We start from the raw sequence: 15,837 nt of genomic DNA, 5'->3' as shown, positions 1-15,837 counted from the left end.
AAGAACGTTTGTCAAAAAAAGTTATAAAGATAGCAGTAATAGGTGTTTTAATTATTGCAGTGATTTTTACCGGGTATTTTTGGAAACGAAAAAACAGTTCAATGCGAAAAACAGCGGCACAGCAAGTATCATCAGCCCAAGTTACAAAAGGAGATTTAGAAGTGGTTTTAAAAGGCTCGGGCACGCTTTTACCCATGGAGCAGGAAACCATTAATCTGAAAGTAGACGGCACCGTAAAAAAAGTATACTTTGAAGAAGGAGATGTTGTTAAAAAAGGTGATCTGCTCTTTGAATTAGAGGATGAAGACCTTTCAATAAGTCTTGAAAAATCTCAACTTTCCCTGATACAACAGCAGATTAACCTGCAAGAGATAAATGAACAAAAACAAAAAGCCGTAATATATGCTCCTGAAGACGGCGTCGTAAAATCTGTTGATGTAAAGGTTGGTGATTCGGTAAATGCCAACAGCGTGCTTGCGACCATACAAGATCAAAACAAATGTCAGGTTAAAGTGCCCTTTATTTCGTCACAGATAAAAAATATAAAGCAGGGGCAAAAAGCCGAAGTTATGTTTTTAGATCCCATATATACCGTAGAAGGCGAAGTAACAAAAACCGACACAGTAGGCACACTTACATCTACCGGCAGCATTTACTACTATGTGACCGTTACAATGAACAGCAACTATTATGTTGAGGAAAAGGATACGGCGGTTCAAGTGCATGTTATTACCGACAGCGGTAAAGAATTGGGTATTGAGCAGGCCCTGATTGAGCCGGAAGAAGCAGTGGATGTAAAGTCGGAAATATCCTCGAAGGTTAAAGAGATATATGCTGAAGAAGGTGAAGTAGTCAAAAAAGGTCAGAAGCTATTTTCGCTGGACTTAGAAGATATAAATAGGGATATAGAAAAACAGCAGTTAACTTTACAGCAGGCTGAACTTGACCTTAAATCCAAGATTTCACAATTAGAAAATCTTCTGGTATATTCTCCCATAGACGGAACAATCATAGAACAAAACGTTCGAGAAGGCGATCTGATACGCCCGTCCACAAGCAGCAGTTCCAGCAGCGACCCTGCAGCGGTTATTGTAAACTATGCAAAAATGCAGGTAGTATTGCCTGTGGATGAACTTGATATTAACAATGTTGAGATTGGCATGCCTGTTAAAATAACGGCAGAGGCCGTACCGGATCAGGTATTTGAGGGGCAGGTAGAAAAAATTGCAGAGCAGGGTCAAAGTCAGAACAATGTTTCAACCTTCGATGTTACAATAACCACAGATAAAGTTGACGAACTTAAAGCGGGTATGACCGTTGATGTGGAGATGGTTGTAGCCAGCAAACAAGATGTCCTTATACTGCCTATAACTGCGATACAATATCGAAACAACAAGAGCTATGTTATGCTTGCCTCAAATGGAGGTGAAACGTCTTCGAGCGACATGGTGGAAGTTGAAACCGGCATCAGCAATGATGAATATGTTGAGATTGTAAGCGGCGTAAAACAGGGAGACAGAGTTTTGCTGTCCAATTCTACAAGCAGCAGCAGCAACAGCACCAGATTTGGCAATCAACCTGCAGGCCAGATGGCACCTATGGGACCAATGCCGTCAGGTGGCAGTGGAATGGATAATCGGAGGTAATCATATGCTGATAAGCTTAGAAAACATCTACAAAATATATAAAAGAGGCGACACAGCCGTGCATGCACTTGACGGCGTGACACTGCAAATCGAAAACGGAGAATTCGTGGCAATTGTAGGTCCCTCCGGCTCAGGAAAATCAACAATGATGAATATTTTAGGATGCCTTGATACGCCGAGCGATGGTACATATATATTTGAAGATAAAGATATATCCAAGCTAAACGATGATCAGCTTGCAGTCATACGCAACCGGCATATAGGATTTGTATTCCAGAGTTTCAACCTGCTTCCCAAGCTTGATGCAGTGGAAAATGTGGAACTGCCGCTTACCTATGCGGGGAAAAAAGGCCCGGCCAGAAGAGATCGTGCCGTTGAAATGCTAAATGCAGTAGGATTGGGCAATAGGATACACCATAAACCATCCGAACTTTCCGGAGGTCAGCAGCAGAGAGTTGCCATAGCTAGAGCACTGTCTACGGACCCGCCGATTATATTGGCGGATGAGCCTACAGGAAACCTTGACACAAAATCCGGCCGCGAAATCATGGAGATATTAAAAGAATTGCATTTAAGCGGAAAAACTATCATCCTTATAACACATGATATAAGTGTAGCAAATCAAGCCGAAAGAAATGTCCACATTCAAGACGGCAAAATAGTAAATGATGTAAAGGTGGTCGGATAAATGGATACACTCCAGACCATAAAAATAGCCCTAAGAGGCATTTTAGATAATAAACTGCGGTCGTTTTTAACCATGCTCGGCATAATTATAGGAGTAACATCGGTTATTGCCCTTGTTTCCATAGGTCAGGGAGCCACTTCGCAGGTAACCGAACAAATCCAAAGCTTAGGTTCAAACCTGCTTACCGTAAATATAATGGGCAGAGGAGCAAACACCACCCTAAGCTATAAAGACGCCATGGAATTTGCAGAAAGTCCTTACATCAGCGGAGTGGCTCCGGTAGTTACCGGAAATGCTACGGTAAAACACGCCAACAAAAACAGCAGTGTTCAGATTCAAGGGACAAATGCCGACTTTCTGACTGTAAGAAACTACAAATTGTCACAGGGCAGATTTATAACACCGGCCGATGTTAACATGCGCCAAAAAGTAGCGATTCTGGGTTCACAAATAGCGGAAGACCTTTTCGGGTTAGTAAATCCTATCGGACAGGAAGTAAAAATAGGAGGCCAGATTTTTAAAGTAGTCGGCATTCTTGAATCTTCCAGCTCCATGATGGGATCCAACGATGAAGAGATATACATTCCGATAACCGTAGCCGAAAGGCTTTTACAGAGCAGAGGCGTAAGAGTACTATATATCCAAGCCGCATCCAAGGATACAGTAAGCCAGGCAACCGAAGAGATATCCTCCAAGCTTTCCCGCATGTTTAAGACAAGCTCCGACAGCGATTTTCAAAGCTATAGAATTCTTGACCAGACGGAGATGCTTGATACAATAAACCAGACCACGGGAACACTTACCATGATGTTGGGCGGCATTGCGGCTATCTCACTTCTGGTCGGCGGAATCGGAATTATGAATATCATGCTGGTGTCTGTAACTGAGCGCACAAGGGAAATAGGTATCAGAAAAGCCCTTGGCGCAAGAAAGCGGGATATAATGAGCCAGTTTCTAATAGAGTCGCTGGTAATCAGCGGCATCGGCGGAATCGTAGGCATCATCACGGGATTTTTGCTAAGCAGGGGCATAGCCCAGTTAATTGGAATAAATGCGAAAACCACCTACTCAGTGACAGCCATCGCCTTTGGTTTTTCCATGCTGGTCGGAGTATTCTTCGGAATATATCCCGCCAACAAAGCCAGCAGCCTAAAACCTATCGAAGCATTGCGATACGAATGAATAATTAGGGACGGTTCTAAAATATTCATGAATATTTTGGAACCGTCCCTTTGGCCTTATGACAGCAGATGCTGTCATTTGCTTTGCCCAAAAACTGGTTATCTGATATAATGTAGGAAAGAATATGCAAGAAAGGGGCTGTGTAAGAATGTTTCTTGATATGCTAATGTTATTTTTTATGATTTCAGCATTGCAGCCTGTAGTTACTCAGGGAATGCTAAAAATGTCGCGCCAAAGATTGATATCCAAAATAGAAGAAAAAAACAAATCCAGAGTAATTACCCTCATACATCGGCAAGAGACCATGAGTATACTGGGTTTTCCGGTAATGCGCTATATTGATATCAATGATTCGGAGAAAATTATACGCGCAATACAGATGACTGACCCTAATATGCCCATAGATATGATCTTGCATACCCCGGGTGGAGTAGCATTGGCAGCACTTCAAATAGCCAGAGCTCTAAAACTGCACAAAGGGAAAGTTAGAGTTTTTATCCCCCACTATGCCATGTCCGGCGGCACTCTAATCGCACTGGCTGCCGACGAGATAGTGATGGGAGATAATGCCATGCTGGGGCCGGTAGACCCGCAGTTAGGCCAGTATCCTGCTCCATCGATTGTTAATGTCCTAAAACAAAAGCCGATGGCAAGTATCAGTGATGAAACGCTGATTTTGGCGGATATTTCTCAAAAGGCTATAAGTCAGCTGAAAAACGGCATACTGGATTTGCTTCCGGACAGATATTCTTTTGATGAGAAGAAAAACATAGCAGAGATATTGACACAGGGCATTTGGACACATGATTTCCCAATAAATGTAGATGTGGCTCGCGGACTGGGCCTTAATGTAAGCACAGACGTTTTGCCCGAGATATACCAGCTCATGAATCTGTTTCCACAGCCCGTACAAGCTACACCATCAGTAGAACACGGTGTCATAGATCGCAGAACGCATAGGCGATTTTAGCAAAAATTAAAAACGGGGGTTGTATCTATGAATATAGCACTTATAGCACATGATGCAAAAAAAGAGAAGATGGTAGAGTTTGCTATTGCTTATGAAGACATATTAAAACCTCACAAGCTTTACGCAACAGGCACCACAGGCAAAAGAATAATGGAGGCAACAGACTTGAAGATAGAACGCGTCCAATCCGGACCATTGGGCGGTGATCAGCAGATTGGCGGGATGGTAGCTGACGAAGGTATAGATATGGTAATATTTATGAGGGACCCGTTGACTTCTCAGCCTCATGAACCTGATATAAATGCTCTCCTTCGAGTATGTGATGTGCACAATGTGCCGTTGGCGACCAACATCGCAACAGCGGAGATACTTATAAAGGGATTGATGCGGGGAGACTTGGATTGGAGAAAGGTTATAAATCCGACTTTACAGTAAAAAAGAAAGGCAGTTCCGAAACTAAGGAACTGCCTTTACTGTCTTAATAAACCCTCAATCAACTTTTAAGATTTCATCGATGTTGATCACTTCTCCGGGCCTTACTCCTTCAATAATTTTCCGGCTTAGAGGTGTTTCTATTTCTTGCTGTATCAATCTCTTCAACGGCCGGGCTCCAAACAGCGGATCATAGCCCTTTTCAGCTAAATACCTTACGGATTTTTCCGACCATGTCAAATTAATTCCTGCAGTATTCTTTACCCTTTGAGCAAAATTATTCAAAAGCAGCTCGGCAATTTTTGCCACATGCTCAGGCTCTAAGGGATGGAATACTATTATCTCATCAACACGGTTTAAAAACTCCGGTTTAAAGTAGTGTTTTAATAAATTCAAAACCTTCTCTTTAATTTGCGAAAAGTTTTTATCTCTCGAAGATTGGTATTCAAGGATTTCCTGACTTCCAATATTCGATGTCATAATCAATACGGTGTTTTTAAAGTTTATGGTGCGGCCCTTGCCGTCGGTAAGCCGACCGTCATCTAATATCTGGAGAAGCACATTAAACACGTCATTATGAGCCTTTTCAATTTCATCAAAGAGTATTACGGAATAAGGGTGTGTGCGCACAGCTTCAGTGAGCTGCCCGCCTTCTTCATAGCCCACATATCCCGGAGGCGCTCCTATAAGCCTTGAAACCGCATGTTTCTCCATGTATTCGGACATATCTATCCGGATAATATTTCTCTCATCGTCAAACAATGCCTCAGCCAAAGCCTTAGCCAGTTCAGTCTTGCCAACACCGGTGGGACCGAGGAATATAAAGCTTCCTATAGGTCTTGACGGGTCTTTGATACCGGCTCTTGCACGCAGTATGGCATCTGCAACGGCCTTAACCGCTTCATCCTGACCGACCACCCGGCGGTGCAGGATATCTTCTAGGTTAAGCAGCTTTTCTTTTTCACCTTCAAGGAGCTTATCAATGGGAACACCTGTCCACTGACTGACCACCCTTGCAATTTCTTCTTCGTCGACCTCTTCCTTTAAAAGTCCGCCTTCTTTCTGTCTTTGCCGGATGGCCTCCTCTTCAGCTTTTAACTGTCTTTCAAGTTCATTCAGCCTTCCGAACTTAAGTTCTGCAACTTTATTAAGGTCATATTCACGTTCTGCCTTTTCAATTTCAAGCTTTACCTTTTCGATTTCGGATTTTATTTTATGAATCCTGCTTATTTCTTCTTTTTCTTGCTGCCACAAGACATTTAGCCTGTCAAATTCATCTTGAAGTTTACTCATTTCCTCCTGTATCTTTTCAAGCCTCTTAAGTGATGCTTCGTCCTTTTCCTTCTTCAACGCAGTTTCCTCAATCTGAAGCTGAATTATTTTACGTTTTATTTCATCAAGCTCAACTGGCATACTGTCAATTTCAGTGCGAAGTCGAGCCGCAGCTTCATCCATTAAGTCGATAGCCTTATCCGGCAGGAAACGATCGGTAATATATCTATCTGAAAGTGTTGCGGATGCTACTATGGCATTATCCTTTATTCGGACACCGTGGAACACCTCATATCTTTCTTTAAGACCTCTTAAGATGGAAATAGTATCTTCCACCGATGGGGGATTGACCATCACCGGTTGGAAACGGCGTTCAAGAGCAGCATCTTTTTCGATGTATTTGCGGTACTCATCAATAGTGGTGGCACCGATAACTCTTAGCTCTCCACGTGCCAACAAGGGTTTTAAGATATTCCCTGCATCCAAGGCCCCTTCGGCAGCACCTGCACCTACTACGGTATGAAGCTCATCGATAAAGAGTATGATTTGACCGTCGGACTCCTGCACTTCCTTTAGAACTGCCTTAAGCCTTTCTTCAAATTCTCCTCTAAATTTTGCACCTGCTATAAGGGAACCCATATCTAAAGCAATTATCTGTTTATTCTTTAAACCTTCCGGAACATCCCCTGCCACGATGCGTCGGGCAAGACCTTCTACTATGGCAGTTTTTCCCACACCGGCTTCACCTATGAGAACAGGGTTGTTTTTTGTTCGCCTTGACAGAATTTCGATGACCCGCCTTATCTCATCATCTCTACCGATAACCGGGTCAAGTTTGCCGTCGCGAGCCAAGCGGGTAAGGTCTCGGCCGTATCTTTCAAGAGCATTATAAGTAGCTTCGGGATTTTCACTGTTAACCTGCTGACTGCCGCGAACTTGTTTTAGGCCTGTCAGTATGGCTACCCTATCCAGACCTGCCTTTTTCAAGGCATCCCTTACATCTGTGTCGCCCTCTTCCAACAATGCCAGAAGCAGGTGTTCGACACTTACAAATTCATCCTTCATGTTCTGAGCTTCGCGCTCTGCTCTGATAAAAACCCTGGCAAGATTTGCATTCATGGACAATGGCCCATCATAACCGTGAACAGAAGGTATACGTTTTAACAGGTCTTCGGCCAATGATTTAATTTGATTGACATTGACTCCCGCCCTTTCTATAATCAGCGGTACAATACCGTCCTTCTGAAATACAAGAGCGTAAAATAAATGCTTTGAAGTCATTTCTTGATGATGATGCTCTAATGCAAGATTTTGAGCATTTAAAATGGCTTCTTGAGATTTTTGAGTATATTTATTAAGATCCAAGGCTGTCACCATCCTTTCTTCCTCTTTTTTCTTATTTTATAATACTATAAAGGTCAAAGAAAGTCAATGTTTTTCAAACCCATTTTCAGACTATTAGACCTACAGCTTTAACAAAACCTGAAAATAAAAATCAGGCCCTATTTTAAGGCCTGATTCCTCTGCAGTTCAATTATCTCCATCAGCAGTTTCAGAAGATACTCCCTAAGCAATACCTCGCTATGCTCAAGAGAGTTTTCCCAAGGGAAGAGCTGGGCTTTTTGACCCTTTGTAGAAGCTTTTTTAAAAGGGAGCACTCGTGCACTATATTTACTGTCGGACTCCTGCAGATTTTCCCAAGACCTGCCTACAGTTTCCTCGTATCCGTGAAAATGCTGATTCAGGAAAATGTTTTCCGCAAGCTGTGCATTTTTCATATATTCCCTCATAGTGGATTGGCTCACAAGCACAAGAAGGCTTTTATCACATCGAAAAGTGATACTGCACTTTCCGCCTTCACCATCGGCAACTTGTTTAATTTCCCGAAAATTCACATACCCAAAAGTACCGTCATTTTCGCCCAAGGGACTCTTTCTGACCTTGACCGGTATAAGCAGCAGATTGACTGCCATAGGGATGGGCACGCCCTGTTTCTTATTGATAAAACTGCCGTAGTGTTCGCGAACCGCAGTAAGGTCTATACCATAAAACCTAGCAAGGTTTTTTAAAACCGTTTTACAGGTTCTTCTGACCAATAACTGTTCACCGCCACCGGTAAAAATCATAGTCACATTGCCTTCCTTATATACCGGAAGCAGAGCAGCAAGGCCATTTTCTAAAATCTCTTCCATATTCATAAACTATACCCCCAACATAGTAATCAAAATATTTTGCAAGAGGCGAAAGCAATTCCATTATAAACCAAACATATGTTCGATGTCAAGGCAAAAAAATATAGGTGGTATCATACCTTAAATTCAAACCTATCTCCCGGACAACTGGTGGAAGCATTCTTTACCTGCTTATGCCCGATTACGTTCTCCCCCGGAATCTGATATATCTCCATCAGGTAAAAGACAAGCTTTTTCAAAGCCTCGATTTGCCCCAAGGTAGGTGCAATATGCCCTTTTTTGCCGGAAGGATTGTCTTTAGAGTCAAAATTACCTGTGAGGGCTACTCCAATAGATTGAAAATTCATACTCTGAGCTGTGCAGTGAGCGCCCCTTGCAAAATCCGGCCTGCCTTTTTCCACACAACCATCGGCTCGGATTAGATAGTGATATCCGATACTGACCATAACCCCGTCCGAAACACGCTTAAAACCTCTCTTTGCATATTCTTCCACCAGAGGCTTAGGTGAGGTAATCTTTATGCCAAAACCCCTTTCAGCATGATATCTATCTATAGTAAGTGCCGGTACATCGAAACCAGCCGTATGATGTATTACTATGAATCTCGGGTAAAGTCTTTCCATATGACCGCTCCTCACTTTCTTAATTAATGATATTTTTCCAACTAATTCTTTATACCTTCGATAACCTTGGCCAGCTCATAGATGCTGCAGGTAAGGCTTTCAATCTTAGTTTCAACTCTTACCAAAAGGTAAATGGAAACGACAATGGGAAATCCCACATTAGCTACATGAGCAACCAACTCGTCCATGAAAATCCTCCTTTCCATAGTAGTTTAGCCGGACACATCCAGTGCCCGGCAGGGATTTTTCTAACTAACCGATAAGCTGTACAACTTCTTTCTGTATAAGGCGGGCTTCTACCGCTTCGATCAGGTCGCCGCCGGTCGTTTCAAATACATTTTTTGTTACAATGTTATCCATCAAGGCTTGGACTTCATCGGCAGTAAGGTCATCTTTAGGGTCCTGCAGCGAAATCCTGGCATTTTTGCCCGCCCTATTCCTAAAAACAAGCTCCAGATTCGTATCCACATTTTTCACCTCCTCTCAAGATTTTATAGATTGGATTTACCATTTCCTAGACTATTTCGCTGAGCTCACTTTCCACTGTCCGGCGAAACGCATATACCGGATGAATCTGAATGTCTGCCAACTGAGCTGCTATGCTCATCAGATCCTCATCAGTGGCACTAGTCTTTACATTGTTGAAAGACCTGGTTCTATAAATGGATTTATTATTTTCATCCTTACCGGTTTCCACAACGATGCGAAGACTGGAATTTAAAGGTGTTGAAACTATCGCCATATCTTTTCACCTCCTTTCATTTTTTCCCCACACCACTTAAAATCTCAGGCCACCTCCTTTAAAAGACTGCTGCGGTGTGTTTGTGATTTCATTATAGGGGAATACAAGAAAAAACAAAAAAGCCCGGCAGCTCTAAGTGGATAAGCCGCCCGGCCTTACCGGACTATTTTTTAAGCAGGTCAGTTTGACAAATATAAGCAGCAGCGGTAACTGGCGCCATTCTAATAAACCTAAATAACCTGCTTACACCAAAACCATGAATAGTAAATATTTAGAGACCAATTTTTAGGGACGGTTCCAAATTATTCAATGATATCATAATTCATCTTTTGCTGCATAATTTATTACAAAGAAACGAATAATCATAAAGATAGACAATAAAGGAGAATCATGGTAAAATGAATTTAAATATCAGCTATCTACTAGACAGAAAATTTTTTGATAATTATATTATTGTTTTAACCATAGGGGATGACAACATGTTGTTTGGTGAAAAGAGTATTATGAAATATGATATAAATAATATAAAAGAGTATGAAGTGCGTGATTTTGAAGGCAAAGCAATATCAGTAAATTATTTAATAATTCATGATTTTTATTTATTCCTTATTGAGGAATTAGAAAGCTTGAAAATGAAGCTGATCAAAAGACATCGAGTAGAAGATATAGATTATTTGTTATCTAGAGTAGACAGTTTTTTGCAGGACTTTGACTTCGATTTATTTTACTTAAATAATTTTGAAGAGTTGATGATGCAGTTAAATGAATCTTCATTTGCTAAACTAAATGAAATAATCAATATTTTAAAAGAAGAGTATGATAACTTTAAGAGAATGAATCCGGAAATTGATATTTATAGTGACATGATTGACTGGATTGAAGATGCATTATATTTACTTAAAGGCTTCGCAAAAAAACTTATAGCAAATCAAGAAGAAACGATCAATAAGCTCGAATAGAAGAAATATTGAAAGTTGCCGACAAGTGTTAAAAGCTAATGGATATGATTTTGTAAGGATATTGTCATGTGACGATCTATGCGAGATGCTTGAAAAATTTCTTAAATAATTTGAAACCGTCCCCAATTATTCATAAGGTTTTGCAAAGCGGTTCCGATGTTTTTGCTGTAAACAGCAGAGAACATCGGAACCGCTTTTGTTTTTCTTCAATCGATATTTCCGATTGTTCTGGAGCAGGCTCTTTCACAATCTTAATTTCCATTTTTTTAAGTTCATATTTATTTTATTTGTAAAGTTTACGGAATTTCTTCAAAGTAAATCTTTTTCAGTTACCAACATTTCACGATGAGATGCCAATGGCTGAAGTTACGCTGCTTCCCCTCACTAAATCCGATTGCTCGATTGCAACGGAAGCTAGGAACTCAAAATGATGAAGTTTTCGATTACATTCCGATTAAAACAAAGACCAAAGTAATCACAATAACAATTTCTCTATTGATTGTATTTCCACAGATTGTCAACTGGTTACCAAGTATAAGGTATAGAAGTTTTAAAAATGCATTTTTGTAAATCACATAAAAAATCCAACAAAAATCTGCTATAATATTATAATGAAAATAAACCAAAATATCTTATCCTTAAAAATAATACGATTCCGGTCAAAAAGAAGGAATTCCACATCTATTGTAGAATAAAATATAATCGAAGGATGCAGTGCAGTGTCATATAAATACATCTAGGAGGAAAACAATGGAAGAAGAAATAAGCTTACGCGAACTTATCGAAATAATACTTAACGGAAAGTGGATTATAGCAGCCATCACAATCATAGCCGTACTAATAAGCGGCATATTCAGCTTTTTTGTAATAGCACCTACATATGAAGCACAAAGTACACTTATGGTTTCGCCAATGGTGCAAAGAACGGCAGCACCCGGCGAGGACAGCGCATACGATGCATTGCTTTCTTATCTGTCCCAGTATCCACAAATGTCTTTAGAAACTTATCGGGTTCAAGTGACAAATCCCCACATATTAAATCAGGTGATAGAGGAACTTGACCTTGACCCGGAAAAATACAGTACAACCTCTCTTCGAGATATGATAAGCGTTGAAGCCATCCAAGATACCAACCTTATAAAAATCGCGGTAAAAGACAAAAACCCCGAAATGTCAGCAAAAATAGCGAATACCTTAGCACCAAAATATGTAGATTTTATTTCAAAAACACTGCAGGAACAGATGGGTAAATCCGCAACTTTTTTACAGACTCAGATGAAAGAAGAACAGAAAAACCTGGATGCAGTCACTGAAGAACTAAAAAACTTCCTATCCAAACCTCAAAGTGTGGATGAACTGCAAAAAGATATTGATGCAAAACTCGAGCTGATTACCGAGTTTAAGACAAAACTCGTAGAACTTGATGTAGAAGAAAAGGCTACAAGGGCGTCTTTGGAAAGTGCCAAGGCAAAACTTGCCGCGGAACCGAAATTTTTCGACGTAGAAAAATCCATCATCGATGATGCTATAATGACAGGGCTTGCAGCAAATAAAACCGGAAGCATGTCCGATGCGATTGGACTTACCATGAAGAGCCAGGAAATCAATGAAAACTATACCTTACTCAGCGAAAGGGCATCAGAACTTGAAGTCATACTTGCAGGACTTAGTTCCCAAAGGGCCGCATTGACCTCAAACATACAAAAAACCCAGACGGAACTGGAAAGCCTTCAAGCAACTCTGGCCAAAAAACGAACTGAATATAATCGACTGCAGCAGCAGTATACCATAGCACAGGATACATATAATACCTTCCTGCAAAAATACCAGGAAGCACGTATCACTACATCTAGCAATATCGGCGATGCGAATATTATGGTAGTTTCTCCTGCTATAGTACCCGAAAAACCCGTAGCACCTAAAAAAGCTCTTAATGTAGCCATTGCTATGGTGCTAGGGCTGATGGTAGGAATATTTACTGTGTTCTTCATGGACTACTGGAAAAACTCAGCAGACGCCAAAACCGTAAAAACCATATCGTAAGTAACCTGTTAATTGAGGTGTAATAAGTTGGGAAGAAAACAAAAACTAAAAGAACAGAAAAAAGTCGAAACAAATAAAAACATTTCCCGGGCAATACGAGAAAAGGACAAAGGGACACTTTACTATATAATATATATAGGGCTTATTATATTACTCCTATATCCTCCCTACTTCAGAGGGATGTTTTTTGATAAAGAATTCCTTCCGACTCATATATATAGTGGTGTTCTATTTCTTCTGTACCTGCTCTACAAAATCAAGGTCCTAAAAGAGCAGCAGTTTTTCAAAACTCCGATGGACTATGCCGCATTAGCTCTTGTGGGAGCTTATTTCCTGTCCGTATTTGCAGCTGTAAATATGCGCTCTGCCGTAGGAGAGTTTTTAAAATACATCAACTACTTTATAGTCTTTTATATGGTATCGGATTTTGCCCGGACAGAAAAAGACATAAGGGTGGTCTTATGGGCGATGGTTCTTTCTGCCTTCGGAGTAGCCTTCGTCGGAATCGGAGCGGCGGCAAGCACCTTTACATACAACGGCGCATTTGTCGGCGGCAGGATAAATTCGACACTTCAGTATCCGAATACATTGGCGGCATATCTTACTGCGGCCTTTATGATAGCTGCATCTTTATGGGCAACAGGTCAAAAACGTTGGCAAAAAGGAATACTTGCATTTATAAATTATACGATACTTCTATGCTTTATCTTTACACTGTCCAGGGGAGCATGGCTCATGTTTCCCGCATTATTTCTGATATTCATTCTGGGAATGCCTGGTCAGTACCGCATGAAGGCATTGAGCTGCTCTATCCAAACATTTATATCGGCAGCAGCAGCATCTCCGGGCTTTAGCATGGCCATATCTGCAAACCGGGAAAGTCTGGTATGGCTCTGGTACCTGGCAGGAGCAGTTCTTTCAATTGCCCTATTTTATATAATCGAGAAAATAAGTGAGCACTTTGCACTTCGCATAAGGCCGAAAGTTGCTCTTTCAGTTTTTGTTGTATTAATCATTCTGGGAGGCCTAGGTGCATATGCCGCACTAACCACCGAAGCCCCTCTTGCTATTTCCCATAGTGAAGACGAGGAAGCAAGCTGGAAGACGTCGTGGTATCCTATAAAAGATGTAAAACCTGACACGGAATATACCTTAAGAATCACCCTTTCCGCAAAGCCGGGTAAAACAGAAGAGGAATGGGGCGGGGCAATATTTATAAACAGCATTGATGAAAACAGCAGCAGTGTGCGTATCATGAATGAACATATAAACGAAAACTTATCAAAAGAAACAAGAGAGGTCACCTTTACCACTCGCCCGGATACAAAAAGTTTATCCATTGGATTTAGCAACTATTTTCCCGACACCAAGGCAACTTTTTACGATGCGGAGTTTTTTGAGGCAGGGGATGCAGCCGCTGCAAAACACATAATCCTTGCCTATAAATATATACCGGAATCAATATCCCGAAGGATCATGAGCATCAGCACCGAAGATTCCAGTTTTACAGGAAGAGTCAGCTTTTACAGGGATGCTCTAAAAATAATAAAAGACCATCCGGTGCTCGGTACCGGCGGCGGAGGCTGGAAGTCTATATATCAGGCATACCAGTCGTACCGCTACTTTACCACTGAGGTTCACAACTTCTTCCTGCAGCTTTGGGTAGAAACAGGTACTATCGGCATATTAGCACTGGCAGCACTGCTGCTTTGTACCGCAGCATCCGTATACACTGTATATAAAGTGGATGGGCAAGCGCCCTTAAAGACTATTACATGGGGAGCTTTTGCCGGTGCTGCTGCCTTGCTGGGACACAGTGCCATGGACTTTAACCTTTCGCTGGGAGCTGTAGCTTTTTATCTATGGCAGCTTTTAGGTGTAATAAGATGTTCCACTGCTACATTAAAACCTCAGGCAAAAGCCGAGGGGAATAAAGGATTATGGCAGCCTTTGCCCTTAGGCGGTCTTGCATGTATATTGGCAGTGCTCGGCTTTCTTCTGTATCAAGGCTACACCTATAGTCAGCAGGCAGTAAAAAGCGTTCAAGAACAGGATATCATGCAAGCCAGAGAATACTTTGAAAAAGCTGCCAAATATGACCCGTATACCGCATCCTATAAAGCAGATTTAGCACAGCTTGATTACTTTATCGCAAGGCAGACCGAAGACGATGGTTTACTTAAAAAATCAGAACAAATGCGGCTTGAAGCAGTAAAACTTGACCCATATAATGCGATGCTTCGAACTCAGCTTGCCGCTTATTATCTTGAAAATGGCAGGCTTGATGAAGGAATATCCGAACTTGAGAAATCTTGCATGATAAATCCGTTCAATAGCGAGAACTGGGAAAACCGGGCCGATGCATACCTAAAAACTGCTATAATGTATTTACAGCAGGAACAAAAACAAAAAGCTCTTGAACTTACGGCAAAGTCGCAGGAATTATTCAATGAAATATTTGAATATAATGCAAGAGCTCCAAAGAGTGCCCGAGATAAACTGGACGTCACAAATGAGCTAATGCTGTATATATACAAATCAAAACTTCTGGCAGAAAACATCGATGACAAAAACTACTACAAAACACTTGACAATCTTATCTTTGCATCTGACTTTACCATAGATGCGGACAATGACAAAGCTCCGGACCTGTGGAGGATATATAATTCTCAGAATGGTCTTTTGGAAGTCAGTATAGACAAAAATGCTGCCAAAGTCACAAACCGAGGAGAAGAGCCATCGCATGTGATCACTAAAAATGATATAACATTGGAACCCAACACAGATTATATGGTAAACTTAGCAGTAGGCAGTCTGAATCCGGAAACCAAACCAATATTTAACATATTTAGCCGCAAAGGTAAAAACCCTCAGCACCAGCAAAGCGATATGGGCCTTAACCCTGAAATAACAAACATATCCTCAACCTTTACAACTACCGAGGACATAGAAGACGGAGCCGCATGGCTTAGAATAGACATACCGGAAAATACGAGGGATGCAATTTATATAAAAGCTGTAGAGATATGGCATAAATAGATTAATCAATGTTGGCAATTATTGCCGATACAGAAAAGCTAATAAAAAC

The 15,837-nt window shown here is 41.2% G+C and carries 14 protein-coding genes; 8 read left to right on the top strand and 6 right to left on the bottom strand.

All coding sequences use genetic code 11. The features are described 5' to 3' along the window. Positions 1-8: 8 nt before the first annotated feature. The 5 genes from TEPIRE1_RS08930 to mgsA all read left to right on the top strand — a co-directional run bounded on the left by TEPIRE1_RS08930 (position 9) and on the right by mgsA (position 4,921). Entirely contained in the window at positions 9-1,646 is a 1,638-nt protein-coding gene (locus TEPIRE1_RS08930) for an efflux RND transporter periplasmic adaptor subunit (protein ID WP_013778844.1), read from the top strand. 7 nt (positions 1,647-1,653) lie between these two features. Further along, positions 1,654-2,334 carry an ABC transporter ATP-binding protein gene (locus TEPIRE1_RS08925; protein ID WP_041591566.1) on the top strand — a complete coding sequence of 227 codons (681 nt, stop codon included), beginning with the start codon at positions 1,654-1,656 and terminating at the stop codon, positions 2,332-2,334. Continuing rightward, entirely contained in the window at positions 2,335-3,516 is a 1,182-nt protein-coding gene (locus tag TEPIRE1_RS08920; RefSeq protein WP_013778842.1) for an ABC transporter permease, read from the top strand. Between the two features lie 148 nt (positions 3,517-3,664). Beyond that, complete coding sequence (locus tag TEPIRE1_RS08915) at positions 3,665-4,486, top strand: SDH family Clp fold serine proteinase (RefSeq protein WP_231848284.1); 822 nt, start codon at positions 3,665-3,667, stop codon at positions 4,484-4,486. A 27-nt stretch (positions 4,487-4,513) separates the two neighbouring features. After that, positions 4,514-4,921, top strand: a complete 408-nt coding sequence (gene mgsA / locus TEPIRE1_RS08910; RefSeq protein ID WP_013778840.1) for a methylglyoxal synthase — start codon at positions 4,514-4,516, stop codon at positions 4,919-4,921. Between the two features lie 54 nt (positions 4,922-4,975). Here the strand turns inward: mgsA and clpB are convergent, their stop codons facing one another. From clpB to TEPIRE1_RS08885, 6 genes are all read right to left on the bottom strand, one after another. After that, on the bottom strand, positions 4,976-7,555 hold the full coding sequence (gene clpB / locus TEPIRE1_RS08905; protein WP_041591565.1) for an ATP-dependent chaperone ClpB: 2,580 nt from the start codon (positions 7,553-7,555) through the stop codon (positions 4,976-4,978). Between the two features lie 137 nt (positions 7,556-7,692). Then, a complete protein-coding gene (locus TEPIRE1_RS08900; RefSeq protein WP_013778838.1) occupies positions 7,693-8,388 on the bottom strand; it encodes a competence protein ComK in 696 nt (231 codons plus the stop codon). 107 nt (positions 8,389-8,495) lie between these two features. Then, on the bottom strand, positions 8,496-9,005 hold the full coding sequence (locus TEPIRE1_RS08895) for a peptidoglycan recognition protein family protein (protein ID WP_013778837.1): 510 nt from the start codon (positions 9,003-9,005) through the stop codon (positions 8,496-8,498). 41 nt (positions 9,006-9,046) lie between these two features. After that, positions 9,047-9,193 (bottom strand): YvrJ family protein, encoded by a 147-nt coding sequence (locus TEPIRE1_RS13490; RefSeq protein WP_013778836.1) that lies wholly within the window; start codon positions 9,191-9,193, stop codon positions 9,047-9,049. 64 nt (positions 9,194-9,257) lie between these two features. Beyond that, entirely contained in the window at positions 9,258-9,473 is a 216-nt protein-coding gene (locus tag TEPIRE1_RS08890; RefSeq protein WP_013778835.1) for a DUF2922 domain-containing protein, read from the bottom strand. 46 nt (positions 9,474-9,519) lie between these two features. After that, positions 9,520-9,747 carry a DUF1659 domain-containing protein gene (locus tag TEPIRE1_RS08885; protein ID WP_013778834.1) on the bottom strand — a complete coding sequence of 76 codons (228 nt, stop codon included), beginning with the start codon at positions 9,745-9,747 and terminating at the stop codon, positions 9,520-9,522. A gap of 398 nt (positions 9,748-10,145) precedes the next feature. Here TEPIRE1_RS08885 and TEPIRE1_RS08880 point away from each other — a divergent pair, with 398 nt between their 5' ends. The 3 genes from TEPIRE1_RS08880 (at position 10,146) to TEPIRE1_RS08870 (ending at position 15,788) form a co-directional block, all read left to right on the top strand. Then, positions 10,146-10,706 carry a hypothetical protein gene (locus tag TEPIRE1_RS08880; RefSeq protein ID WP_013778833.1) on the top strand — a complete coding sequence of 187 codons (561 nt, stop codon included), beginning with the start codon at positions 10,146-10,148 and terminating at the stop codon, positions 10,704-10,706. Positions 10,707-11,456: 750 nt separating this feature from the next. Continuing rightward, on the top strand, positions 11,457-12,749 hold the full coding sequence (locus TEPIRE1_RS08875; protein WP_013778832.1) for a GumC family protein: 1,293 nt from the start codon (positions 11,457-11,459) through the stop codon (positions 12,747-12,749). A 27-nt stretch (positions 12,750-12,776) separates the two neighbouring features. Beyond that, positions 12,777-15,788, top strand: coding sequence for an O-antigen ligase family protein (locus TEPIRE1_RS08870; protein ID WP_013778831.1), 3,012 nt, complete (start codon positions 12,777-12,779; stop codon positions 15,786-15,788). Positions 15,789-15,837 lie beyond the last annotated feature (49 nt).

The organism is Tepidanaerobacter acetatoxydans Re1 (assembly GCF_000328765.2).
In the GTDB taxonomy this organism is placed as follows: Bacteria; Bacillota; Thermosediminibacteria; order Thermosediminibacterales; family Tepidanaerobacteraceae; genus Tepidanaerobacter; species Tepidanaerobacter acetatoxydans.
The sequence above is the reverse complement of the archived record's forward strand: the minus strand, read 5'-3'. Positions and strand labels throughout refer to the sequence as shown.